This is a genomic window from Actinophytocola xanthii (assembly GCF_001921205.1).
Lineage (GTDB): Bacteria > Actinomycetota > Actinomycetes > Mycobacteriales > Pseudonocardiaceae > Actinophytocola > Actinophytocola xanthii.
The window spans coordinates 29,646-52,447 of the sequence record NZ_MSIE01000018.1 but is presented as its reverse complement, the minus strand read 5'-3'; the positions used below and the strand labels follow the sequence as shown (position 1 = coordinate 52,447).

General features: G+C 71.5%; 25 protein-coding genes. 9 read left to right on the top strand and 16 right to left on the bottom strand.

The genetic code is table 11. The features are described 5' to 3' along the window. Positions 1–414: 414 nt before the first annotated feature. Entirely contained in the window at positions 415–1,122 is a 708-nt protein-coding gene (locus BU204_RS11995) for a hypothetical protein (protein WP_143229467.1), read from the top strand. Here BU204_RS11995 and BU204_RS11990 read toward each other — a convergent pair. The 5 genes from BU204_RS11990 to BU204_RS11970 form a co-directional block, all read right to left on the bottom strand. Next, on the bottom strand, positions 1,119–1,754 hold the full coding sequence (locus BU204_RS11990) for an NAD(P)-dependent oxidoreductase (protein WP_075125704.1): 636 nt from the start codon (positions 1,752–1,754) through the stop codon (positions 1,119–1,121). The two genes, BU204_RS11995 and BU204_RS11990, sit on opposite strands and share 4 nt — an antisense overlap. A 67-nt stretch (positions 1,755–1,821) precedes the next feature. Beyond that, positions 1,822–3,258: a tryptophan 7-halogenase gene (locus BU204_RS11985; RefSeq protein WP_075125703.1), complete on the bottom strand. Its 1,437-nt coding sequence runs from the start codon at positions 3,256–3,258 to the stop codon at positions 1,822–1,824. Positions 3,259–3,263: 5 nt separating this feature from the next. Next, entirely contained in the window at positions 3,264–3,659 is a 396-nt protein-coding gene (locus BU204_RS11980; RefSeq protein ID WP_075125702.1) for a nuclear transport factor 2 family protein, read from the bottom strand. 23 nt (positions 3,660–3,682) lie between these two features. Continuing rightward, complete coding sequence (locus BU204_RS11975; protein WP_075125701.1) at positions 3,683–4,711, bottom strand: alpha-ketoacid dehydrogenase subunit beta; 1,029 nt, start codon at positions 4,709–4,711, stop codon at positions 3,683–3,685. Between the two features lie 25 nt (positions 4,712–4,736). Then, positions 4,737–5,714, bottom strand: coding sequence for a thiamine pyrophosphate-dependent dehydrogenase E1 component subunit alpha (locus tag BU204_RS11970; RefSeq protein WP_075125700.1), 978 nt, complete (start codon positions 5,712–5,714; stop codon positions 4,737–4,739). Between the two features lie 180 nt (positions 5,715–5,894). On the opposite strand from BU204_RS11970, the gene BU204_RS11965 reads away from it, so the two are divergent. Continuing rightward, positions 5,895–7,052, top strand: coding sequence for a trans-sulfuration enzyme family protein (locus tag BU204_RS11965; RefSeq protein WP_075125699.1), 1,158 nt, complete (start codon positions 5,895–5,897; stop codon positions 7,050–7,052). Here BU204_RS11965 and BU204_RS11960 read toward each other — a convergent pair. Continuing rightward, positions 6,985–8,244 (bottom strand): glycosyltransferase family 87 protein, encoded by a 1,260-nt coding sequence (locus BU204_RS11960; protein WP_143229466.1) that lies wholly within the window; start codon positions 8,242–8,244, stop codon positions 6,985–6,987. The two genes, BU204_RS11965 and BU204_RS11960, sit on opposite strands and share 68 nt — an antisense overlap. Before the next feature lie 214 nt (positions 8,245–8,458). Here BU204_RS11960 and BU204_RS11955 point away from each other — a divergent pair, with 214 nt between their 5' ends. Both BU204_RS11955 and BU204_RS11950 read left to right on the top strand, forming a co-directional pair. Further along, a complete protein-coding gene (locus BU204_RS11955; protein WP_075125697.1) occupies positions 8,459–8,947 on the top strand; it encodes a beta-class carbonic anhydrase in 489 nt (162 codons plus the stop codon). A gap of 74 nt (positions 8,948–9,021) precedes the next feature. Continuing rightward, positions 9,022–9,648, top strand: a complete 627-nt coding sequence (locus BU204_RS11950; protein ID WP_075125763.1) for a DUF1349 domain-containing protein — start codon at positions 9,022–9,024, stop codon at positions 9,646–9,648. A 12-nt stretch (positions 9,649–9,660) separates the two neighbouring features. Here BU204_RS11950 and BU204_RS11945 read toward each other — a convergent pair whose 3' ends face one another. Genes BU204_RS11945 through BU204_RS11930 form a run of 4 tightly spaced genes read right to left on the bottom strand, consistent with a single transcriptional unit; the run spans position 9,661 to position 14,115 of the window. After that, positions 9,661–9,924: a DUF6752 domain-containing protein gene (locus BU204_RS11945; protein ID WP_075125696.1), complete on the bottom strand. Its 264-nt coding sequence runs from the start codon at positions 9,922–9,924 to the stop codon at positions 9,661–9,663. Next, a complete protein-coding gene (locus BU204_RS11940; RefSeq protein WP_075125695.1) occupies positions 9,912–11,483 on the bottom strand; it encodes a class I SAM-dependent methyltransferase in 1,572 nt (523 codons plus the stop codon). The genes BU204_RS11945 and BU204_RS11940 overlap by 13 nt, the downstream gene beginning before the upstream one ends. A 50-nt stretch (positions 11,484–11,533) precedes the next feature. After that, complete coding sequence (locus BU204_RS11935) at positions 11,534–12,745, bottom strand: MFS transporter (protein WP_075125694.1); 1,212 nt, start codon at positions 12,743–12,745, stop codon at positions 11,534–11,536. Next, on the bottom strand, positions 12,742–14,115 hold the full coding sequence (locus tag BU204_RS11930; protein ID WP_075125693.1) for a GH1 family beta-glucosidase: 1,374 nt from the start codon (positions 14,113–14,115) through the stop codon (positions 12,742–12,744). Before BU204_RS11930 ends, BU204_RS11935 begins: the two co-directional genes overlap by 4 nt. Before the next feature lie 266 nt (positions 14,116–14,381). On the opposite strand from BU204_RS11930, the gene BU204_RS11925 reads away from it, so the two are divergent. Then, positions 14,382–15,518: a hypothetical protein gene (locus tag BU204_RS11925; RefSeq protein ID WP_075125692.1), complete on the top strand. Its 1,137-nt coding sequence runs from the start codon at positions 14,382–14,384 to the stop codon at positions 15,516–15,518. A gap of 12 nt (positions 15,519–15,530) precedes the next feature. On the opposite strand, the gene BU204_RS11920 is transcribed toward BU204_RS11925, so the two are convergent. Continuing rightward, on the bottom strand, positions 15,531–16,730 hold the full coding sequence (locus tag BU204_RS11920) for an alpha/beta hydrolase family protein (protein ID WP_233160077.1): 1,200 nt from the start codon (positions 16,728–16,730) through the stop codon (positions 15,531–15,533). A 119-nt stretch (positions 16,731–16,849) separates the two neighbouring features. Here BU204_RS11920 and BU204_RS11915 point away from each other — a divergent pair, with 119 nt between their 5' ends. Beyond that, positions 16,850–17,983 (top strand): sensor histidine kinase, encoded by a 1,134-nt coding sequence (locus BU204_RS11915; protein ID WP_198942848.1) that lies wholly within the window; start codon positions 16,850–16,852, stop codon positions 17,981–17,983. Further along, positions 17,980–18,642, top strand: a complete 663-nt coding sequence (locus BU204_RS11910) for a response regulator (RefSeq protein WP_075125691.1) — start codon at positions 17,980–17,982, stop codon at positions 18,640–18,642. The genes BU204_RS11915 and BU204_RS11910 overlap by 4 nt, the downstream gene beginning before the upstream one ends. Here the strand turns inward: BU204_RS11910 and BU204_RS11905 are convergent, their stop codons facing one another. The 3 genes from BU204_RS11905 to BU204_RS11895 form a co-directional block, all read right to left on the bottom strand. Beyond that, complete coding sequence (locus tag BU204_RS11905; protein ID WP_075125690.1) at positions 18,643–18,846, bottom strand: hypothetical protein; 204 nt, start codon at positions 18,844–18,846, stop codon at positions 18,643–18,645. It abuts the gene before it with no gap. 154 nt (positions 18,847–19,000) lie between these two features. Next, positions 19,001–19,315: a DMT family transporter gene (locus BU204_RS11900; RefSeq protein ID WP_075125689.1), complete on the bottom strand. Its 315-nt coding sequence runs from the start codon at positions 19,313–19,315 to the stop codon at positions 19,001–19,003. After that, positions 19,312–19,941, bottom strand: coding sequence for an FMN-dependent NADH-azoreductase (locus BU204_RS11895; protein ID WP_198942847.1), 630 nt, complete (start codon positions 19,939–19,941; stop codon positions 19,312–19,314). The genes BU204_RS11900 and BU204_RS11895 overlap by 4 nt, the downstream gene beginning before the upstream one ends. A gap of 51 nt (positions 19,942–19,992) precedes the next feature. Between BU204_RS11895 and BU204_RS11890 the strand changes: the two genes are divergently transcribed. After that, positions 19,993–20,541, top strand: coding sequence for a TetR/AcrR family transcriptional regulator (locus BU204_RS11890; protein ID WP_075125687.1), 549 nt, complete (start codon positions 19,993–19,995; stop codon positions 20,539–20,541). A gap of 7 nt (positions 20,542–20,548) precedes the next feature. On the opposite strand, the gene BU204_RS11885 is transcribed toward BU204_RS11890, so the two are convergent. Together BU204_RS11885 and BU204_RS11880 are read right to left on the bottom strand one after the other, a co-directional pair. Further along, positions 20,549–21,664 carry a glycosyltransferase family protein gene (locus BU204_RS11885; protein WP_075125686.1) on the bottom strand — a complete coding sequence of 372 codons (1,116 nt, stop codon included), beginning with the start codon at positions 21,662–21,664 and terminating at the stop codon, positions 20,549–20,551. Positions 21,665–21,784: 120 nt separating this feature from the next. Beyond that, entirely contained in the window at positions 21,785–22,249 is a 465-nt protein-coding gene (locus tag BU204_RS11880) for an ester cyclase (RefSeq protein WP_075125685.1), read from the bottom strand. Positions 22,250–22,330: 81 nt separating this feature from the next. Between BU204_RS11880 and BU204_RS41900 the strand changes: the two genes are divergently transcribed. Next, positions 22,331–22,798: a MarR family winged helix-turn-helix transcriptional regulator gene (locus BU204_RS41900; protein ID WP_198942846.1), complete on the top strand. Its 468-nt coding sequence runs from the start codon at positions 22,331–22,333 to the stop codon at positions 22,796–22,798. Positions 22,799–22,802 lie beyond the last annotated feature (4 nt).

Here is a 22,802-nt window from a genome sequence, read left to right as displayed (position 1 = left end):
ACAGCAGCCTGTCGGGGCGCCCGCCGAACCGGTGACGGCGCCCCGAACGTGGCACGGGCTCGCGGCCGTGCTCGCCGCCGCGCTGATGACCGTGCGGCAGCTGGCCGTGACGCCGGTGGGAATGCCAACAACGGCGACGCCTCCCGCTGATGTGCAGGCTCGGCGCCGACAGCGGCGCCCCGCCTGCGGGATCGGCCCGGTGGGACTTCGTCGATTTCGTGTACACCGAGGTGCCGGAGGGCACGCGGTGCCTGCGGCGTCGCCGTACACCGAGCCGGCCGCGTTCATCGGGCTGGTCACGTTCGCGCTCGCCGGGGTGGCCGCGGTCGTGGCGAGCACCTGCGGACGGCGTTCCTGGTCGCCACGGCGGGCGCGGCACTGGCCGTCACAGCCAAGCTGTCCACGATCACGCTGGTGGCGCCGCTCGCGATCTTCCTGCTGACCCGCCGGTTGCCCACGGGGCGTGCCAGGGCTTCGATCCTGCTGCTGCCGGCGGTGGCCCTGGTCTCGCTCACCTCGGCGGCGACCCGGCGCGGGCCGCCGCTGACCTGGGCCTGCCGGAGGACTTCGGGCGCTACAGCGGCACCCCACTGGTGGAGCCCTCGACCAATGCGCGGCGACCCGCGCTTCGCCGAGCACGAGGACCTGATCACCCGGGAGAACCTGCGCGACTACCTGCTCGACCACCCGCGCATGGTCGTCCGGATCATCGTCGCCGGTGCCAACGACTACTTCACCTTCCGCCCCGACTACCTGGGCAGCTACGGAGAGTTCTCCGGTCGGCCACCGGGCAGCCAGGAATGCCGCCTGTGCCTGCTGCCGACCGTCTCCCACTCACTCGCCTGGACCGGGTTCCCCGGCGTGGCCGCCTACTGGCTGGGCTGCCTCGCCGCCGCGGTGGTGCTGGCCCGCCGCTCGAAACCCGGCACCCTCCGGCGCGGCTTCGCCCTGGTCACGATCGCGCTCGTCGGCGTCACCGTCGTCCAGTACCTCACCGCGGTGTTCGGCGAGGGCAACGAGACCACCAAGCACCTCTCGGTCGCCCTGCTGGCCGCCAGCCTGGCCCCGGTCTGGCTGCTGGCCGGCGTGTTCGCCCATGGGCAGCGTGACCAGCGTGACTAGTAGGCGATCTCGGCGGTGGTGCGGAAGGTCGAGGCGTCGCCGACGTGGGCCAGCAGGTAGTGGGCCACGTCGGCGCGGGAGATCGACCAGCACCCGCGCAGCTTCTCGCCGAGCGCGGTGCGGTAGCGGCCGGTGGCCGGGCCCGTGGTGAGCCGGGCCGCCCGCACCAGGGTCCAGTCGAGGTCGCTGGCCCGCACCCGCCGCTCCATCTCCGCCATGTCCGCGTAGGGCTTGGCCAGGATCTTGTGCAGCAGGAACCTCGCCAGGAACCACTCGGCGAACTGCCGCCTCGACGGGATCTCCAGCGACGTCGTCGACACGACGAGCAGCCTGCTCGTGCCCTCGGCCGCCATCGCGTCCAGGATGTTGCCGGTGCCCACGGAGTACACGGTCGTGGCGTGCCGGTGCATGCCGATCCCCAGCGCGGAGACGACCGCCTCCGAGCCGGCCACGACCGCGGCCACGGCCGCCGGGTCGAGCACGTCCCCGCCGACGACCGTGATCCGATCGCCGAACTCGGCGAGCGCGGACGGGTCGCGGGCCAGCGCCGTCACCTTGTCACCCGCCGCGAGGGCCTGCGCGATCACGCTTCGCCCAGTGCCCCCGGTCGCCCCGAACACGGCCAGCCGCATGGGAAGTCTCCTCCTCGTGAGGTGCCCGTGGCACCGCCGGAGCCGGCGGTGCCACGGACAGCGGGGGTCAGGCGGCCTGCTCGGTGGCCCCGCCCGCGGCCCGCACCGCCGCGACCAGGTCCGCCCGGCTCGCCCCGGGCAGCTGCGGCGGCGGACCGCCGGCCAGCGCCCTGCCGACCCGTTGCTTGATCTCGTCGTTGGCGTACAGCTCCGCCGGCGACACCAGCGACATCATCACCTGCGCCACCCGCCGCCAGATCTCGGCGTCCTTCGTGGACGCCGCGACGACGGCGCCGAAGGTCACCACGCCCGGCGGGGGCTGCTGCGGACGCTCGCCGGCGACCGTCGCCTCCCACAGCCCGGCCCGGCCGCGGTCGTTGGCGATCGACTCGCCGAGCCACGGCGCGAGCAGCGCCTTGCTGGCGCCCGCGAACTTCGCCGCCTGGCCGCGGTCCACCGCCGGGTGTGCCGCGAGCAGGTCGACCAACTCGAAGACGTGTGCCAGCGCGAGCGACACGCCCCGGCCGTAGGCCGGGTTGGTCGTGCACACGGCGTCACCGAGGCCGTAGAAGCCCACCGGCAGGTCGCCGCCCGGGTCGGCCAGCCGCGAGCTGTTGTCCAGCCCACCCATGGCGTACACGGGGGAGATCGGCTCGGAGTTCCCCGGTGCGACCCAGCCCGCCAGCAGCGGGGTGGCCCGGATGGCCGCGGTGAACGCTTCCTCGGTGCGCAGCGCCTTCATCTCCTTGTCGTCCGGCAGCACGCCGAGCGAGATGGAGAAGGTGTCCTTGTCACCGAGGAACAGCACCGCCGTGTAGCTGTCCCACAGCCCGCCCGCGCCGAACCCGCGGTTGAGTGGGCCGGGCGGCGCGGGGGTGAGCCGGCGGTAGTAGCGGGTGTAGTAGGTGATGCGGCAGCTCTCGCTGGTCTGCTCGGGCACCGGCAGACCGGCCGCGGCGAGCCACTGGTGTGCCGAGCTCTTGCGCCCACTGGTGTCCAGTACCAGGTCGGCGGTCAGCTCGGCGCCGTCGGCCAGCCGAACGCCGGTGACCGAACCGCCGTCGGTGAGCAGGCCGCGCACGGTGGCGCCGCTGCGGACCGACACCCCGGGCCGGGACAGGGCCCGCTCCCGCAGCACCCACTCGAACACCGAGCGGCGCACGGTGAGCATGTTGAGGTCGTCGTCCTCGGGCTTGCGCTCGAAGTCGCCGAGCATCGGCGGCGGGTAGTCGGCCAGGTTGACCGTGCCCGCACCTGCCGCGAGCAGCGCCTCGTACACGTCGGACAGCCGGTCGCGCAGCAGGTTGGTCCCCCGCGACCCGAAGGCGTGGGAGTGCGCGGCCTGGGGCACGGTCGGCCTGGCCCACCCGTCAGCCGCCTCGTCCAGGGTGGACGGCGGATCGACGGCCTCCCGCTCCACCAGGAGCACCTCGTGGCCGGCGTCGGCCAGCGCGGCGGCCGCCGCGAGGCCGGTGACGCTCGCGCCAACAGCGATGATCTTCATGTGCGTCACGCGTTCCAGAACTCGTCGACGGCGTAGACGTCGTTCGGGTAGGTCCAGAACTCCTTGATCTTCCCGTCGACGATCCTGGCCACGTTGATGAACGGCATCTCCAGCACGAGACCCTTGCGCTCGTAGCGGGTGTGCAGGATGGCGAAGGCGTGGTTGTCGCTCGCGCCGATCTCCTTGACCTCCATGTGGAGGTTGCCGTTGGTCAGCTCCCACATCTTGTTGGCGAAAGCGGTGGAGTCCTTGATACCCACGTGCTCACCGGAGAGCGGGTTGCGACCCGGGTAGTGGTGCACGGAGTCCTCGTGCCAGTAGGTCCCCGCGGTCTCGACGTCGCCGGCGCCGAAGGACGCGTACACCTTCTCCATCAGCTGGACGTTCGGGTGGTCGGACATGTGTTCGTCTCCTTACTGAGGGGTCAGGACGCTTTCGACAGGGAGGCGGCGAGGGTGGAGCGCACCGCGTCGACGATCTTGCCGGCGTTGGGCGGGAAGGCGTCCTCGAGCGCCGGGCTGAACGGCACCGGCGCGTGCGGGGAGGTGACCGTCCGCACGGCGGAGGACAACGCGGAGAACCGGTTCTCCGCGACGTTCCCGGCGATGTCGGTGGCGATCGAGCAGCGGGGGTTGGACTCGTCGACCACCACGAGCCGGCTGGTCTTCTCCACGCTCGTGTAGACCGCGTCGAAGTCGAACGGCGAGAGCGTGCGCGGGTCGATGACCTCGGCCTCGACACCGTCCGCGGCCAACTGCTCGGCGGCGGCCAGCGCCTCGTTGACCATCCGTCCGATCGCGACGATCGTGACATCGCCGCCCTCCCGGACGACCTTCGCCTCGCCGAGCGGGATCGTGTAGCGCTCCTCGGGCACGACGCCGCGGCTGCCGAAGTAGAGCAGCTTGTGCTCGAAGAAGATCACGGGGTCGTCGTCCTGGATGGCCGATGCCATCAGGCCCTTGGCGTCCACGGGGTTGGACGGCGCGACCACCTTCAGGCCGGGGATGTGGGTGAACATCGAGTAAAGCGCCTGGGAGTGCTGCGCACCGCGGCGCATTCCCGTGCCCCACATGGCCCGCAGCACCATCGGGACCTTCGCCTTGCCGCCGACCATGTAGCGCAGCTTGGCCGCCTGGTTGAGGATCTGGTCGAAGCAGACCCCGGCGAAGTCGACGAAGAGCAGGTCGGCGACCGGACGCAGGCCGGTCGCGGCGGCACCCACGGCCGCGCCGACGAACGCGGCCTCAGTGATCGGGGCGTCGAACACCTTGTCCGGGAACTGGTTGTGCAGGCCGCGGGTCGGCCCCCAGGCGTGGCCGAGCGTGCCGTCGCAACCGGTCCCACCGATGTTGTCCTCACCGAACACCACGACCGAGGGGTCGGCCGCCATCTCCTGCGCGAGCGCCTCGTTCAGTGCCTCCAGGTAGGACAGCACTCGTTGCGGCTGAGTCATCTCTGCTCTCTCTCCTGGGTGGGTCTCAGTAGGACACGTAGACGTCGGTGAGGAGCTCGGTGAGCTCGGGCGAGGGAGCGGCCTTCGCCTCGGCAACGGCCACCTCGACCGCGGCGTCGACGGTCACGTCGACGTCTGCGGTCTCCGACGTGGACAGGCCGGCGGCCGTGACGAACTTCACCAGGCAGTCCTGCTCCGCACGCAGGCGGTCGACCTCGCCGGCGCCGCGGTAGCCCTGCTGGTCGAAGCCCTCCATGTGGCCGAAGAACCGGCCGGCCTTGCACTCGACCAGCGAGGGGCCACCGCCACTGCGCGCACGCTCGACGGCGGTCGCCGCGGCGTCACGGACCGCGAAGTAGTCGGTACCGTCCACAGTGACCGCCGGCATGCCGAAGGCCTCGGCCCGACGGGCGACGTCCAGGCCACGCAGGTGGTAGCGGGTACCGGTGGCCTGCGCGTAGAAGTTGTCCTCGACCACGAAGACGACCGGGAGCTGCCAGACCGTGGCCAGGTTCAGGCTCTCGGAGAAGGAGCCCTGGTTGGCGGCACCGTCACCGACGAAGGCCACCGAGACGTGCGACTTGCCGAGCACCTTCGCCGACAGCGCCGAGCCGCAGGCCAGCGGGGCTCCACCGGCCGCGACACCGTTGGCACCGAGCATGCCGCGCTCGAAGTCGGCGATGTGCATCGAGCCGCCCTTGCCGTTGCAGGAGCCACCCGCCTTGCCGTACAGCTCCCGCATCATCGCGCCGATGTCACAGCCCTTCGCGATCGCGTGCCCGTGGCCGCGGTGGGTGCTGGCGATGTAGTCGCCCTCGACGAGCGCGCCGCAGACCCCGGCGGCGACGGCCTCCTGGCCGGCGTAGAGGTGCACCGCGCCGGGCAGCTCGCCGCTCGCGAACTCGGTGTGAACCCGCTCCTCGAAAGCGCGAATGGTCCGCATCACCCGGTACGCTTCGATCAGTTCCTCGCGGCCGAGTGACCCGGCGGATTCTGTCGCCATGGGACGGTTCCTTTCCCGAATTTCCGGCGGTCGTGGTGAAGCCCGAATTCGAGGCTAGGGCGATTTGCGCAAGTTCCCCTCGAAGGTCGAGCAACGCTCGACCGCCTCGGGCCACAACCCGTCAGACAGGTGTCAGCACCCCACGTACGCTGGGCTGACGTACTGCTTGAGGAGGTCTTCGTGCACGACGACGCACGGATCGAGACGCTCGCCGTCCACGCCGGGGAGCGGACCCCCGGGCCCGAGGGCTCGGTGGTGTTCCCGATCTTCCAGGGAACCGTCTACCGCTCCGAGCCCGGCGAGAGCTACCACGACATCAAGTACCTGCGGCTCAACTCGACCCCGTCGCAGTCCTATCTGCACGACAAGTTGGCCGCCCTGGAGGGCGCGGAGGCCGCGCTCGCGACGTCGTCCGGGATGGCGGCGATCACGACCATCCTGCACGCGCTGCTCGGTGCCGGGGACCACCTGCTGGTCGGTGACGTGCTCTACGGCGGGACGCACAACCTGCTCACCCAGCACGCGCAACGGCTCGGCTGGAGCTACACGTTCGTCGACCCGCACGACCCCTCGAGCTGGGCAGCGGCCAGGCAGCCGAACACCAGGGCGTTCCTTGTCGAGACGATCACCAACCCCCTGATGCGGGTCGGCGAGCTGGCCGAGGTGGTGACCTTCGCCAAGGCCGAGGGCCTGGTCAGCGTGATCGACAACACCTTCGCCAGCCCGGTCAACTTCCGCCCGGTCGAGGCGGGTTTCGACCTGGTGTTCCACAGCGCGACGAAGTACCTCAACGGCCACTCGGACCTGGTGGCCGGATCGGTCGCCGGCTCGGCCGAGCTCGTCGACCGCGTCCGGCGCACGCTCAACCTCTACGGTGGCAGCCTCGACCCGCACGCCGGGTATCTGCTGGCCAGGGGCCTGAAGACGCTCGCCCTGCGGGTCCGGGCGCAGAACGCGAACGCCCAGGCCCTTGCCGAGTTCCTGACCGGGCACGAGGCGGTCTTGGCGGTGAACTACCCCGGCCTGCCCGATCACCCCGACCACGCCCATGCCAGCCGCCTGCTGTCCGGGTTCGGCGGCATGCTGAGCTTCCGCCTCCGCGGCGGCGTGGACGCGACCGAGGCGTTCCTCGAGGCGCTCAGCCTGCCCGCAGTCGCCCCGTCGCTGGGCGGCATCGAGTCGCTGGTCACCCGCCCGTCGTTGACCTCGCACGCGGGCATGAGCCCGGCGGACCGCGAGCGGGCGGGTGTCCACGACGACCTGGTCCGCTTCAGCTGCGGGATCGAGCACTCCGACGACCTGGTCGAGGACCTCGGTCGCGCGCTGGCCAAGGTCTAGCCGGAGCGCACGACGCCGTCGCGGCGGTCGGCGGCCGGGTACCCAGCGCCGCCGCGGCGGCCAGCAGGCCGACACCGAGCAGCACCAACGTGTCGGCCTGCAGGTGGGACAGCAGGTCGTCCGGTAGGGCGTTGAAGTCGAGCCACGTGTAGGGGGCGACCACGCCGGCCGCCGCGATCACCACCCACACGGCCGCCCAGGGCCAGGCCCGGCTCCGCACGGCGTACACGGCGGCCAGGGTCAGCACCGGCACCAGCCACACCCAGTACTCGACCCAGGAGACCGGCGACACCAGCAGCATCAGCAGTGCGCACGCCAGCCCGGACTCCAGCTCCCAGCCCCGCCGGTACAGGCGCACGCACAGGAGCATGCCGAGGACCAGCACCACCGCGGCGACCACCAGCCAGACCCCCGCGCCCAGACCGAAGCGCTCGAGGGTGGCGCGCAGGCTCTGGTTGCGGGGCGTGCCGAAGAACCACATCATGCGGTCGGTCTGCCACACGTACTCCGTCCAGTACGACCAGGCGTGCCCGGGCATCGCGACGAACCCGACCGCCACGGTCGCGGCGAAGGCGGCGAGGGCGGTCCACATCTCCCGGAACTGCCTGGTGACGGCGAAGTAGACGATGAACAGGCCCGGGATGAGCTTGAACCCGGTCGCCAGGCCGATCCCCACCCCTCGCCACCGCGACCCCGACCGCCGGCACAGGTCCGCGAGGATCACCAGCATCAGGAACGTGTTGACCTGGCCGGCGAACAGCTCACTCCAGACGGGGTCGAACAGCAACAGCGCCGCCGACGCGGCAGCGACGACCAGCAGCAGCCTCGTGCCGGGCGCCACGCCGAGCCGGCGGGCCACCAGCCAGACCGTCGCCTGTAGGGCCAGGAAGATCCCGGTGAGCCAGAGGATCCGCGCCACCTCCTCCGGCAACGGTGCCAGTGGTCCGAGAAGGACACCGGCGAACGGCGGGTAGGTCATGCTGTACTGGACGCCCTCCATGCCAAGGTGGTATGGGTCGGCGCCGGTCCAGGTGGCCAGGCCGGAGTACTGGAAGATCTTCAGGTCGATCATCGTCCACCGCCCGGCCGCGATCCACAGCCGGGCGACCACCGCCAGGCCGACGGCCAGCGGGATGAGCAGCAGTGGAGAGAACCGCAGAACGGCGGTTTTTCGACTCTCGCTCGTGTGCATCTGGTTCACTCCCTGATCCGACGCTCGTCCGGCGCGCGGGGTGCCGACCCAGCGATGCGAAGAAATTTCGACTTTCCTCAGTGTCGAGCCAGCGTCGTCCCACGGTCACGGGTCTCCGGTCCCTGCCCGACCGGGAACACCGGGACGGCGTGGGCCGGTGTCCACGATCTGGACGCTGATTGCGCAAGAGGTCGGTCAGGGCTCGACTTGAGGCATGTCTGTCACCGACGAGCTGCTCGCCAACAACGCCGCCTACGCCGAACGCTTCACCGGCCCGCTGCCGCTCCCACCCGCCAAGCACGTCGCCGTCGTGGCGTGCATGGACGCCCGGATCAACGTCTACGGGGTGCTCGGGCTCCAGGAGGGGGACGCCCACGTCATCCGCAACGCCGGGGGCGTGGTCACCGAGGACGAGATCCGGTCGCTCACGATCAGCCAGCGCCTGCTCGGCACCGAGGAGATCATCCTCATCCACCACACCGACTGCGGCATGCTCACCTTCACCGACGACCAGTTCAGGCAGGCGATCCAGGACGAGGTCGGGGTGAAGCCGACCTGGGCGGCCGAGGCGTTCGCGGACCTGGAGACCGACGTCCGGCAGTCCATCGCCCGGATCCGTACCAGCCCGTTCATCCCCAGGAAGGACTCGATCCGCGGCTTCGTCTTCGACGTGGCGACCGGACGACTCACCGAGGTGGAGTGAGCACCGCTACGGTGGGCGGAGCGCTCGACGCCGAGCTTTGGGCGGACAGCGGACCCTGTCAGGAGGGAAACGCCGTGACCATCGCCCGCACCGTGCCGGGGCTGCCCTTCACCCTCACGCCGTCGCCCGGCGGGGCGTGGACCATCGACGAGGACACCGCCACGGTGGCCGTCACCGCGACCGCCCGGAGCGACATCTTCATCGACCCCGGCGCGGACTCCCAGCTCAACGCGGAGTCGATGCTCAACGCCGCGACCCTTCTCGGCGTCCCCCCGGACGGCGACTTCCAGTTCAGCGCCCGCGTCACCGTCGACTTCCAGTCCACTTTCGACGCTGGCGTGCTGCTCCTGTGGATCGATGAGCGACACTGGGGCAAACTCTGCTTCGAGTACTCCCCGGACGGCGAACCTATGATCGTCTCCGTCGTCGCCCGCGGGGTCGCGGACGACGCCAACGCCTTCGTGGTCGACGGCCGGACGGTGTGGCTGCGGGTCTCCCGGATCGACCGCGTCTTCGCCTACCACGCCTCCCTCGACGGCAGGACCTGGCGGATGATCCGCTGTTTCACCATCGACGCCACGACCACGCCCGCCTCGATCGGCTTCGAAGCCCAGTCGCCGACCGGCGATGGCTGCGCCGTCACCTTCGACGACATCCAGTTCACCGGCGAGCGCCTGCACGACCTGCGGAACGGCAGCTGAGGCGGCTAGGTCCTAGAACGACTCGCGGTTGTAGGTCGCCAGGATCGCGCGGATCTTCTCGTCCTCGCGGTCGGCCGCCGGGACGAGAACCTCGGTCACCACGTCGGTGAGCTCGGCGAGCCGCTGGTGCAGGCGGCGGCTCTCCTGCACCTCACGCTCGAGCTCGGCGACCCGGTCACGGAGCCGGCGCAGCTCGTCGTCCACGCCGCTGACCCTGGCCAGCCGCCTGACGACCTCGCGGCTGCCGGTGCGCAGCTTCGTCTTCACCGTTTCCATGTGGCCACCAGCCTGCATACGTGTGGGTCCTCGTTCTTGTAGACCGCGAGACCGTAGCCGGCCTCGCGGTGCTCGATCTGTCCGCCGCGCGCCTCGATCTCCGCGACCACGACCTCCGGGTCGAGGTACTTGCGGAAGTGCTCGCCGAACTCCTTCTCCACGCCCGCGTCGAGACCGGTGCGGAACTCGACGTAGAACCGACCGCCGCGGCGCAGGCACATACCCGCGATGCGCCAGAGATTGTGTCTGCCGACGTCCTCGAGCGCGTGGATCAGGAACCGCCCGTAGAGGACCGGTGGTTCCGACCGGTGCGCCAGCTCCCCGCCCATACCGAGCACCTGCCGCAGGTCGTACAGGTTGAGGGTCTTGAACCGCGCCGGGATACCCTCCGCCGCCGCGACTTTGCCAGCTCGGTCGGTCGCCGCCGGGATGTAGTCCAGCCCCAGTACCTCGTGTCCCTGCCTGGCGAACCACAGCGAGTCCCGCCCAGTACCCGAGCCAATGTCCACTATAGACACATCGGCAGACTCGCGGAGGTGCACCCATTCCGCGAACGGCGACGGCCGCTCGGAGACTGTCGAGCTCGAGCGTCCGAAGTAGAACGGCCACCAGTGCCCGCGAGCGGTGTTGTTGCCGCGGGTCCAGCCGTCCAGGCGGCGGCGCACCGGGTGCGGCGTCTCGAACTTGAACGACGGGTCCGGAATTCGCCAGTGTGGGCCGTAGGTGATCTCGAGCAGCGCCTCGGGATCGGCCGGCGCGGTGATCCGCCGGCCTTCCAGCTCGACCTCACCGAGCGGCAGGATCACGGCGGTGTCGAAGTTCGGCGCGTGCACCTCGGGCATCAGGTAGAAGGTGCCCTCGACGACGAAGCCGGCGAAGACGTCGATCGCCCGCCCGCCTTCGGGGTCCGGCACGATCACCTTGAAGTCGGCCGAGGAGAACCGCCAGGTCCAGTAGCCGGCGCGGATCATCACCCGCTCGAGCTCGTAGGACTCGCGGGCGACGTCGACCGGGCTCGTGTGCCGGCTCAGGTACGCGACGTCGGCATCGGAGTCGTGCGGGATGAACCTCCCGTCCCGGACCGCGCCGAGCAGCGCGCCGAAGGCCAGGAAGGCGTCCACACCGCCCTCGTCACGTAGCCGGCCGAGCACGTCCTCGATGGCGTCGAGCAACGCCTGGACGGTCGGCTCACCGCGTTCGGAGAAGCCGCACTGCAGGTCGCCGGCCTTGTCCACGATCAGCGGCCGTCCCTGCCCGTCCACCACCGCCACCCGGTGGTCGCTGCCGTCGAAGGCGTACTCGCCGTCGAACAGCACGCGGTCGCCGAACCGCTCCCGGACGGTCACGTGCCCGGTGCCACGCAGGAAGGGCCGCAGGTTCACCGGCCAGGGCGCGCGAGCCCGTCCCGCCTCCGGCCTGGTGTCGCGACCGGCATGGAAGGACCAGACCCACTGGCCCCCGAACGACACGTCGATGACCGCCTGCTGGTCGCCGGCGACGAGAACACCGTCCCGATCGACGCTCGCGGCACTGTCGGTTGCGGACTCGGATGCAGCCATGGTCCGGGAACTCTAACAGCGAGTGAACAACAGATGGAATGCCAGTGAACCTACTCGACGGAACGGATGCGGTAGACGAGCACCGCGCCGGCCAGTCCTACCGCCGCGGCCAGCCCGTAGAGCACCGGGTAGCCGCCGAGGTGGGTCACGACCGGGGCGGCGAGTGCCGGCGCCAGCACCTGGGGCAGGGTGTTGGCGACGTTGACGATCCCGAGATCCTTGCCGCGGTCGGCCGCGTTCGGCAGGACCTCGGTCATCAGGGCGAAGTCCACCGAGGTGTAGACGCCGAAGCCGAGGCCGAGCACCGCCGCGGCGAGGACCGCGCCGGGCCAGGTCGGCCACAGGGCGAGCAGCGCGGCCGCCATCGCCATCACACAACCCGACCAGCAGACGAACACGCGGCGTCGTCCGGCGCGGTCCGACCACAGGCCGCCGACAACCACTGTGGACAACAGGGTCGCCGCGTAGATCGAGGTCAGCACGAACACGCCGCCGTCCGGGTCGTCGTGACCGACCGCGTCCTGCAGGAAGTACAACAGGTACACGATCGCGATGCTGTTGCCGAGGTTCATCAGGAAGCGGGTCAGCCAGGCCCAGCCGAAGTCGGGGTGGCGCCTCGGGCTGATCCAGAAGCCGCGCCAGGACAGCGGCGGCGGTTCCCCGTCGAGCACGGTGTCCCGGCGCAGCAACAGGTACGGCACGGTCGCGACGAGCAGGAACGCGGCGCACGCCAGGTAGCCGGCGGTGAGCCCGCCGGTCGCAGCGGCGAGGCCGGCCCCGAGCACGATGCCGACGGTCTGCCCCGCACCGAGCCAGCCGCCGACGACACCGCGCTGGCGGAGGGGAACGTGGTCCGGCACGGCCGCCGTCACGGCGGCGTTCATGACGTTGAGCGTCAGCTGGGCCAGGCACCACGCCAGCGCCATCGTCAGGACGCTCGGCGCCAACGGCAGCAGCACGAGGCTGACCGCCCCGCCGGCGGCGCCGATCGCCGTCCACGGCAGACGCCGGCCCGCCCGCCACGTCGTCCGGTCGGACACGGCGCCGAACAGCGGGTTGACCACGACCGACACGGCGGCACCGAGGCCGACGACGACCCCGAGCGCGAGTTCCTTGTCCTCCGGGGCGAGCGCCTGCGCCTGCTGGCCGAGCAGAACCTGGATCGGGCCGTAGAGCGCGGTGAACAGGCCGACGGTGGCGAGCGAGACCAGCGCTGTCCAGCGGGCGGGGACGCGCTCGGTCGGCTCGGCCGTGAGCGTCAACGCCGCGTCCGGATCAGCTCTCGGTACCAGTGGAACGAGTCCTTGGGGGTGCGTACCAACGTCTCGTAGTCCACGTGCACCAAGCCGAAGCGCTGCGAGTAGCCCGCCGCCCACTCGAAGTTGTCCAGCAAGGACCAGACGAAGTACCCGCGCAGGTCCACACCCTCGTCGATGGCCTGCCGCGCGGCGTGGAGGTGCCCGGCGAGGAACTCGATGCGCCTGGCGTCACCGACCCTGCCCTCGCCGTCCGGCTGCTCCCCGTAGGCGCAGCCGTTCTCGGTGACGTACACCGGCGGCAGCGCGGCGCCATACCGGGAGCGCAGGGTCACCAGCACCTCGCGCAGCCCGTCGGGCACGACCGGCCACCCGAAGTCGGTGAGCGGGTAGCCCTCGATCGCGGGAAGGTCGAACGGGAGCCCGTCGGGCATCGTGCTCCCGTCGACGACCGCGGCGCCCGCGCCCGCGCGCGGCGCGCCGACCCGGCTCGGCTGGTAGTAGTTCACCCCGTACCAGTCCAGGGGCGTGGAGATGACCAACAGGTCGTCGGCGACCGGCCCGGGCATCGCGGCCGCGAGCTCGGCCGTCGGGTACTCGCCGAGCAGCACCGGCGCGGCGAACAGCTCGTTGACGAGGGCGTCGTAGGCGCGAGCCGCCTCCTGGTCCGCCGGCGCCGCGGAGGCCGGCCAGACCGGCGTGTGGTGGTTGGCGATCCCGATGCCGCTCGCGCCGGCGGCGCGCAGGGCCTGGGTCGCGAGGCCGTGGCCGAGGAGTTGGTGGTGGGCCACCGGAAGCGCCTTGAACATGAGCTGCCAGCCGGGCGCGTGCACGCCGAGGGCGTAGCCGAACAGGGTGAGCACCATCGGCTCGTTGAGCGGCATCCACAGCTTCACCCGGTCCCCGAGCCGCCCGCCGACCAGCGCCGCGTAGTCGGCGAACCGGTTGGCCGTGTCGCGGGCCAGCCAGCCGCCCGCGTCCTCCATGACCTGGGGGGTGTCCCAGTGGAACAGGGTGACGGCTGGGGCGATGTCCGCCGCGCACAGCTCGTCGACCAGCCGGTCGTAGAAGTCCAGCCCCGCCTGGTTGACCTCGCCCCAGCCAGCCGGCAGCACCCGCGGCCAGGAGATCGAGAACCGGTAGGCGCCGAGGCCCAGCTCGGTCATCAGGGCGACGTCCTCGTCGTGGCGGTGGTAGTGGTCGGTCGCGACGGCGGCGGTGTCGCCCCCGAGCACGCTGCCCGGCCTGGCGCAGAACGTGTCCCATGTAGATGGCCCGCGGCCGTCGGCGTCGACCCCGCCCTCGATCTGATAGGCCGAGGTGGCGACCCCCCACAGGAACCCGTCCGGGAACTCGGGGATGGCGGGAGTCGTCATCGCGGTGCGGTCCTCCGGGAGCAGTGGGGTGAACCGGGCTCAGGCAGCCTGGACCGTGCCGCGGGGCTGGTCAATACTCCATTCGTGACCTTGGCCCGGCGGAGCCGGCTCCGTCACCGGAGCGAGATTTTTCCTTGGCAGATAGGGCAAACCCGCCGCTCATGCTCGGCTTCCCACCCGTGTGTGTGATCCGGGGCCGCCAGCCGTGCGAGATCTCTCCCCCGCAACGATGGTGGGCGTTGTGTGATCGCATGGATACTGTCTGCATGCACAGACGTTCGGCTCCGCTCCTGGTGGCGCTGGCCGTGGCGCTGGTCGCCCTGGCCGGGTGCGGAGCCGAGGAACCCGCTGAGCCATCCGGCGCGGTGCCCTTCACCCGGCTGGACCTGCCGGCCGGGGGCGTGCCGGTCGCGCTGGCGGCGATGGACGACGCCCTGCTGATCGGCGTGCGCCGGGACGACGCGCCGGTGGTGCCCGGCCTGCTCCGCCGCGGGCCGGACGGTGAGGTGGCCGAGGTCGCGGTGCACCCGGCCGAGCCCTACGGCCGGCAGGCCGAGTGGGAGTCGCTCGCGACCGACGGGGGCCGGATCGTCGCCGTCGGCGGGCGGCGGGGTGGGGCGCACGGCAACGTCCGGTGGAGCGTGTGGTCGGGTACCGACGCCGGGATCAACGAGCAGCCGCAGACGTTCAACACCTTCGGCGGGCTGGGCGCCGGGGACCTGATCGACGCGGTCATCACGCCTGCCGGCCCCGCCCTGGTCGGCACCTGGCAGAGCGCGCGCGCCGGCCTGGACACGGCGGTGTGGACGCCGGAGGGGGCCACCTGGGTACGACGCAGCTCGGCCGGAACCGCCCTGGAGAACTCGCGGGAGTCGCTGCGGTTCCCGATGGCGGCGACCGTACTGCGCCAGGGGGTCGCCGTGGCCGGCTGGGAGCTCGCGAAGGCGGGCGACGGGAGCCGCCAGCACCCGGTCGTCTGGCACTCGGGGTTCGGCGACAGCGACTGGACGATGACCCGGCTGCCCGGCGGGGGTCGGGCGGCCGCGGCGGTGGCGATCCGCTGCTGGGAGTCCAGCTGCGCCGTGGCCGGGCGCTCGGACGGCACCCTGGCCTTCTGGGAGCTGCGCGACGGCGCGTGGCGCCGGATCAAGGGCGTTCCCGACATCCGGGTGCCCGACGACGCGGACCTCGCCGCCCCCGCCGAGATCGACGGTCAGCTGACCGCGGTCGTGACGGAGGGCGACGAGGTGACCGTGCTGCGGTGGACGGACGGCGCGCCGTGGACGACGACCCGCGCCAACGGCCCGACGGGGCAGGTCAGCGCGACGGCCACGGTCGGCCGCACCCTCTACGTGCTGACCGACGACGGTCTCTGGTACGTCGACGTGGGCGCACTCGACTGATCCCGCCAGGCGTCAACCGCAGGTCGCGGCGGGCGGAGCGCAGAACCGGACCTCGGGGTAGCGGGTGGACGGACCGTCCAGCAGGGGCTGCGGCGTGTGCCGAAGGTGCAGGTCGACGAAGGCGCGGACGTACTCGCGGGTGATCTCCACCGACCGGGTGTCGGCGAGACCGCTGCCCAGGTCGACGCCGACCTGGGCGGCCAGCAGGTCGTAGTCGGTGAAGGAGGCGTGCACCGAGCCGGCCACCACCAGCCAGCGCTTCCACCCGGTGAGGCGCCGCCAGTCCCGGTCCCAGCTGGGGTCCTCGACGCTGCCCGGGCTGTGCGCCTGCTGGCCGAGGAACAGGAACGGCCGCGACAGCCCGCTTTCCGGCAGCGGCGCGAACATCGTCCCGTCCAGGTTGGCTCCGGCCAGCACCCGCGGGTCCCGGAGCATGGTCTCGCCCGCGCTCGCACCGCCGAGCGAGCTGCCCACCATCGCGATCCTCGACCGGTCGAGGAGCGGTCCACCCCGCCAGGCCGGCCGCCGCCCGGTCAGCTCGTCGAGGACGAACGACACGTCGGCCGCCCTGCTCCGCACCGCCGTCGCGCCGAAGTCGGCGACGTCCTCCAGCCGACAGGCCTCGCAGGTGGTGACCCGTCCGTCCGGGAAGGTCGTGGCGAACGTCTCGTAGGTGTGGTCGATTCCGGCCACGACGTAGCCCCGGCTCGCGAGCTCCTCGGCGAGTGCCGTGAGCGAGCTCCTGGACCAGGTGAACCCGGGCGAGAGCACGACGAGCGGCAGGCCGCGGCGGGTACGGGCCGGTCGCACGTCGGTGAAGGCGTTGGTCCTGGTGCGGCTGAAGACGTCGGAGGGCACGCCGGTGATCCCGGTGCCCTCGAGGAGCAGCCGCGACTCGGTCGGCGTCAGGTACGGCGCGCGGCGCGTCCCCGAGGCGGTCGCCGGGAACCAGAGGGAGACCATCAGCTCCCGGGCGCCGGCCTCGGGCACCCAGGGGTCCTGGCGCGCGGTGTCGACCAGGTGCAGGGAGGTGGTGCCGACCGGGTGGGGGCCGGTCGGCGCGGGCAGGTGAGGGGTGTCGGTGGGCTCCGTCTTGGCCGCTGCCTCGGCCGCCGTCTTGGTCGCCGTCTCAGCTGCCGCCGCGACCGGCGAGCAGCTGGCGAGGGCGAGCAGCGCGGCAATCAGGCGGTACCGCATGGGGATGGATGACATGTCGGCCATGGTTTCCAGCGACCGCGGGGCCGGCATCGGCCCGTGGCACGGTTCGACCCGAGCGGCAACCGTACTTTCGGCCGATTCGGTGGGCGGGTGACGGTTCCTAGCCTCTGTCCGTGGAGATCGGGAGACGACCGGCGAGAATCGCCGTCCGGGTCGGGGCCGGCGTCGGGTTCGCCGTCGCCCTCGTGCTCCAGGCGGTCGCGGTCGCGACCAGCTGGGGCGGCCGCTACTGGTGGTTCGGCTGCGCCGCTGGCCTCGTGGTGTGGGTGCTCGCCGAGTTCCGCGGACGGATCGGCGCCGGGGCCGCCTGGGCCGGGCTCGCCGTCGCCGCGGGCGCGACGGTGGTCGCCCGAGCGGCCGAGCTGCCGAGCGAACCCGGACCGGCGACGTTGCTGGGGTTGTCCGTGCTCGTCGGCGCCTCGGTCCGCCGGCTCCCCGCCCGCACGGCCAGCGCGGTCGCCGGGGGCGGGGCGGCGGTCGTCGTCGCCACGGCGTTCCTCGCGCCGGCGGCACCGGGCCTGCCCGGGGTGACCGTGCTGAACGGCCTGGGGTGGTTCACCGCCGTGGCGGTCGGGTTGGGCCTGCGGCTGGTCGACGCCCGCCAGCAGGCGGTGGCCGAGCGGGTGCGCCACGAGGAGCGGGCGGAGCTGGCGAGGGAGCTGCACGACGTCGTGGCGCACCACGTCACCGGGATCGTGCTCCAGGCCCAGGCCGCGCGGGTCGTCCGCCGCCGGTGCCCGGAGCGGCTGGAGGAGTCGCTGGCCGGCATCGAGGCCGCCGGCACGAGCGCCATGGACGCGATGCGCCGCGTGGTCGGCCTGCTGCGCGACACCGACGACGCCGTCTCCGCGAGCCCGGCGCCCGAGCGGCTCGACGACCTCGTCCGGCGGTTCGACGCGCACGGCCCCGCGGTGCGGCTGCACCTGCCGGACGGCGAACCGGCGTGGCCGCCGGAGGTGGGCAGCACCGTCTACCGGGTCGTCCAGGAGTCGCTGACCAACGTCGTGCGCCATGCCCCGCACGCGGGCTCGGTGACGATCAGCGTGACCCAGGACGAGCGGGCGGTCACGGTCGAGGTGCTCGACGACGGGAGACCGGCGCGGCACACCACGCGGGCCGGTTTCGGCCTGGTCGGGATGGGCGAGCGGGTCGAGGCACTCGGCGGCCGGCTCGACGTCGGCCCGCGGTCGGGCGCCGGTTGGCGCGTCCGGGCCACCCTGCCCGTCCGGCTCCCGGAGGTCCGATGACGATCAGCGTCCTGCTCGCCGACGACCAGGCGATCGTCCGCGGCGGAATGCGGCTCCTGCTCGAGGACGAGCCCGACATCCGGGTGGTCGCGGAGGCGGCGGACGGCGTGGAGGCGGTGTCGCTCGCGCGCCGGCTGCGCCCGGACGTGTGCCTGGTGGACATTCGGATGCCGCGCCTGGACGGCCTCGAGGTCACGCGGGCCCTCGCCGGGCCGGGTGTCCACGACCCGCTGCGCGTCGTGGTGGTGACGACCTTCGACCACGACGAGTACGTCTACGGCGCCCTGCGCGGTGGCGCCGTCGGCTTCGTGCTGAAGGACGCGGGGCCTGCTCTGCTGGCCGAGGCCGTCCGCGCGGCGAACGCCGGCGACGCGCTCGTCTCGCCGTCCGTGACCGTGCGCCTGTTGCGCCGCCTGACCACCGGCGGCCGCCCGGCCGGCCGCGAGCCGGCGCGGCCGCTGTCCGACCGGGAGCTGGAGGTGGTGCGGGCGCTCGCGCGGGGCCGGACGAACCAGGAGATCGGGTCGGAGCTGTTCATCTCGGTGAGCACGGTGAAGACGCACGTGTCGGGCATCCAGGCGAAGCTGGGGCTGCGCAACCGGGTGGAGGTCGCCGCCTGGGCCTGGGAGCACCAGATCGTTGCGCCGGCCGGCCAGTGATCACCCCGCCGGCAGCTCGAGCCGAACGATCTCGTGCCTGCGCCGGCAGAGTGTGCCGCAGGTGCGGGAGTCGATGAACGCCTTGGCGTGCTCCGCCGCCTCCGGGGAGGGGTACAGGTAGGCGGAGATCTCCCGCTGGCGGCGGGGAATGCCGTCGGTGTCCCGACAGAGGTTCAGCGAGGCGTACTCGCCGTTCCCGAGCACCTGGAGGGATATCCCGCTCTTCCACCAGGCGCATTTCGCAAAGGATCGGAAGGTGTCGTGTCGCTTGTCGCACTGGTGCTCCCGCCAGGTCTCCACGCCGCCCAGTGTTCCGCTCGTGACCACCCGCCGCAGCCGGTTCGACGAAATCCACGCGCTATCCGGTGACGTGAGCCAGGACCGTTCCGCCGGTGATCAACGTGAGCGCGATGATCCTGCCCGTGGTGACGGGGTCGTCGTGCAACAGGATGCCCACCGCGATCGCCCCCACCGCACCGATCCCGGTGAAGACCGCGTACGCGGTCCCGACCGGAATGGAGTTCATCGCCAGCGAGAGCAGCAGGACCGCGACGACCATGAGCAGCAGGCAGAGCAATGTCGGCAGCGGCCGGGTGAAGTTCTGCGTCGGCTTGATGCTCTGGGCCCAGGCGACCTCCACCAGTCCGGCCGCTGTCAGGACGAGCCAGCTCATCGCAGTTCCCGCATGGCCGCCGCCAGTGATGCGGTGTGCTGTTCCCGAAGATGGGCCAACGCGGGGTCGAGCGTGGCGTTGACCAGCTCGACGGTGATGAACCGCACGTCCTCGACATCGAAGTGTCCCTTGAGGAAGTCACGCAGATAGCGCTCCTGGTGGTCGACGGCCTCGCGCGGGGTGCCGGGGCCGTAAGCACCGCCACGAGCGGACGTCACGACGAAGGAGCGCCCCGCGAGGGACATCCGCGGGAACGTGATCTGGTCGATCCACGCCTTCAGGGCCGAGGGGATCGAGAAGTTGTACATCGGCGTGCCGATCAGCACCTCGTCGGCGTCGACGACCTCATCGAGCAGCGGCTCGAGGACGTCCCACGCCTCCCGTTGCCGCTGGGTCCGCACGGCTTCGCGGTATCGGCGGATCTCGGTGATCTGGTGGCGCAGCACGTGGTCGCACAGCTCCGTCCACCCTTCGCCGATGTGCGGAACGGGGTCGGCAGCGAGGTCGCGGTAGACGTACCGCCCGCCTGGATTCCTGGCCCGCCACGCCTGCGCATAGCCGTGGGACAGCCTGCGCGAGAAGGACGCACGACGGGCGCTGGCGTCGAGATGCAGCAAACTGGACATGGCGTCCACTTAATCACGGAGCCGGACGGCGTGTCCAGTTAGACTGCGTCCGTGGAGAGGGCAGACGCCGCACGCAACCGGGCGCGCATCCTGACGGCCGCAGCCGACCTGTTCGCCGCGCGCCCGCCCCACGAGGTGACGATGGAGGACATCGCCCGGGCGGCGGGCGTGGGGAGGGGCACGCTCTACCGCCGATACCCCGACCGGGCCTCCATTGCCGTGGCCCTGCTCGACGAGCACGAACGGGAGTTGCAGGAGCGGATGCTGCGCGGAGCTCCACCGCTTGGCCCCGGCGCCGCTCCCGCCGACCGCCTCGCCGCTTTCTATGGGGCGATGGTGGAGTTGCTGGAGCGACACCGGCACCTGGTCCTCGGGAGTGAGGTCGGCCGCTCACGGTTCGAGACCGGGGCGTACGGCTTCTGGCGCGCCCACGTCCGCTCGCTCCTGCTGGCCGCGGAGGTGAAGGAGGTCGAGGCCCTGGTGGAAATTCTGTTGGCGCCGCTGGCTCCCGAGGTCTACACCTACCAGCGCGAGGAGAGGGGCCTCCAGCCATGGCAGATCACCGAGGCGCTCCTGAAGCTCCCCGCCCTGCTGCGGTGACGCCCGGTCAGGCGAGCGAGGCGGCGAGCACGTTGTCGATGGACCACAGTTGGGCCGGGTCGCCGCCGACGACCGGGAGCATCCGCGTCGCGTGAGCACGCAGGGCCGTGTCGTAGTCCAGCCCGCCGGACACCAACGTGGCGGCGGCCTCGACCAGCTCGTCGAGATCGGCCTCGATCCGGGTGCGGGACATGCTGGGCGAGCGTTCCCCGTCGTCGTCGACCATCGGCGGGTTGGCCGACATCATCGTGTAGGCGGGGAAGCGGGACACGTCCGGGATGACCGTGTAGAAGGGCACGCCGTTGAAGAAGTACTCCGGCCAACGGTTGCCGCCGATCGTCAGCCACGGGGTCCCGGCGGCGAGCGCGACCATGCCGAACCCGGTGTGCGGGGAGACCAGCACGTCACAGGCGGCCACCGCGGCGAGTTGGTCGAGCAGCGGCTCGTCCACGACGTCGACGCGGCGGGGCATGGCGGCGCGGATGCGGTCCATCTCCTCGGCCGTGAAGGTGGTCGAGGTCCGGGTGTCCGCACGCAGCTTGCCGACGAGGCAGAAGGTGGCGGTGGGGAACTGCTTGGCGAGCGCGTCGACGACCAGCTCCCACGAACGGGTCGACGGGTAGAACGAGCGGGGCGCGCTTCCGCCCGGCAGCACGGCGATCCGCGGCCCGTCCCCGGAGAAACGCGCGTCGGCCGGCGGTATCGACAACCGCCAGTGCTCCCCGGGCGAGTAGGGAACGGGCTTGGGAAAGCCGGCGAAGCCCTTCTGCCCGGAGAAGTAGGCCGTGCTGGCGTCGAACCAGGACGCGATGCCGGGGAACAGGCTCCGCTGGGTGGGGTCGTAGCCGCGGAAGTCCGAGACCACGACGTCCCATGCGGACGGCAGCGCGGAGAGGGTGGCGGAGTGGTCGGCGGCGCCGTCGAAGACGTCCATGGGGACCGAATAGACCCCCTCCACGAACGACACGTGGTCGGCCAGCTCGGTGGCCGTGTTCTCGTTGAGCGCCACCGACACCCGCTGCCCCGGGTCAGCCGCCCGGTAGCCGTTGGCGTAGTGCAACGCCTCGACGACGTGCCCGATCGGGTGACAGTAGACGAAGTTGACCAGCAGGGAGGACGACACCGGGCGAGGCTCCCAGGCCAAGGCCGGGGAGGCAAACCGATTCCGCACCCGGGGGTGTCAAGCCCACTGCCAGGCCGTAGTCCCCGTTCGCAGGCTCAGGTGCGAACCCGTTTGGTCTCGCTAGTGGCTACGACCGGGTCCGTTGGGGCCGGAGACGGCGCCAAGTTGGGCGAGGCCGTCGAGGATGTCGGTGCAGGTCCAGTATTCGACGAACTTGTCGTTGGACACGCGCAGGATGTCGTGGCCGCTGAAAGCGATCTTCGTGCCGGCGGGTGCTGTGGCGCCGGGGAGGCCGCCCTCGTAGGTGGCGCTCATGGTCCACCTCGCCGCGATCATATCGCCGTCGATGATGGGGCCGAGGTCGACCGTGATGGTGATGTCGCCGAAGACCGCCATGGTCTGCTCGATCTCCGGGAGCAGTCGCGCCGGTCCCGTCGTGGCTTCCGAGTCGCTGCCGTCCGGCCGTGCCTGGTGCACGACAAAGGTCGGGTCGAGGATGTCCTCAGCCTGGCTGAAGTCGCCGCGCCACAGGTCGGACCAGCGCCCGTAGAGATCGCGAAGCCTGCTGTCGGGCAAGGTGTTCATGGTGCTACTCCTGTTGTGGACATATATCTGCATGGCGCAATAACTGCGTGACGCAGATACTTTAGGATGGATGGAACAGACGTGTCAAACCGGGATCGCGCGGAGCTCCTCGCGGCCATCGCCGTGGCCGGCCGGCGGCACTACGCCGCCTACGCGCTGTTCAACCAGGCGCTCGCCAACCGCCTCGGGCTGCATCCGACGGACCTCCAGTGCGTGAGCCTGCTCGACCTCGAGCCCGAACCGCTGTCCACCGGCGAGATCGCGAAGCTGCTCGGCCTGACCTCTGGTTCGGCGACTCGGCTCGTGGACAGACTGGAGGAGGCTGGTCTGGTGACGCGCGTACCCGATCCGCGGGATCGCCGCAAAGCGCTGGTGTCACTCGCGACCCAGCGCGGCGCGGAGATCAACACCGCCTGGGCCTCACCCGGCGGCGCGTTCACCGAAGCCCTCCAGGACTTCGGCGACGACGAGCTCGCGGTGATCGAGCGGTACCTGCGGCGCACGACCGAGGTGGGCAACGAGCAGGCCCGGCGGTTGTCGACACCGTAGGACC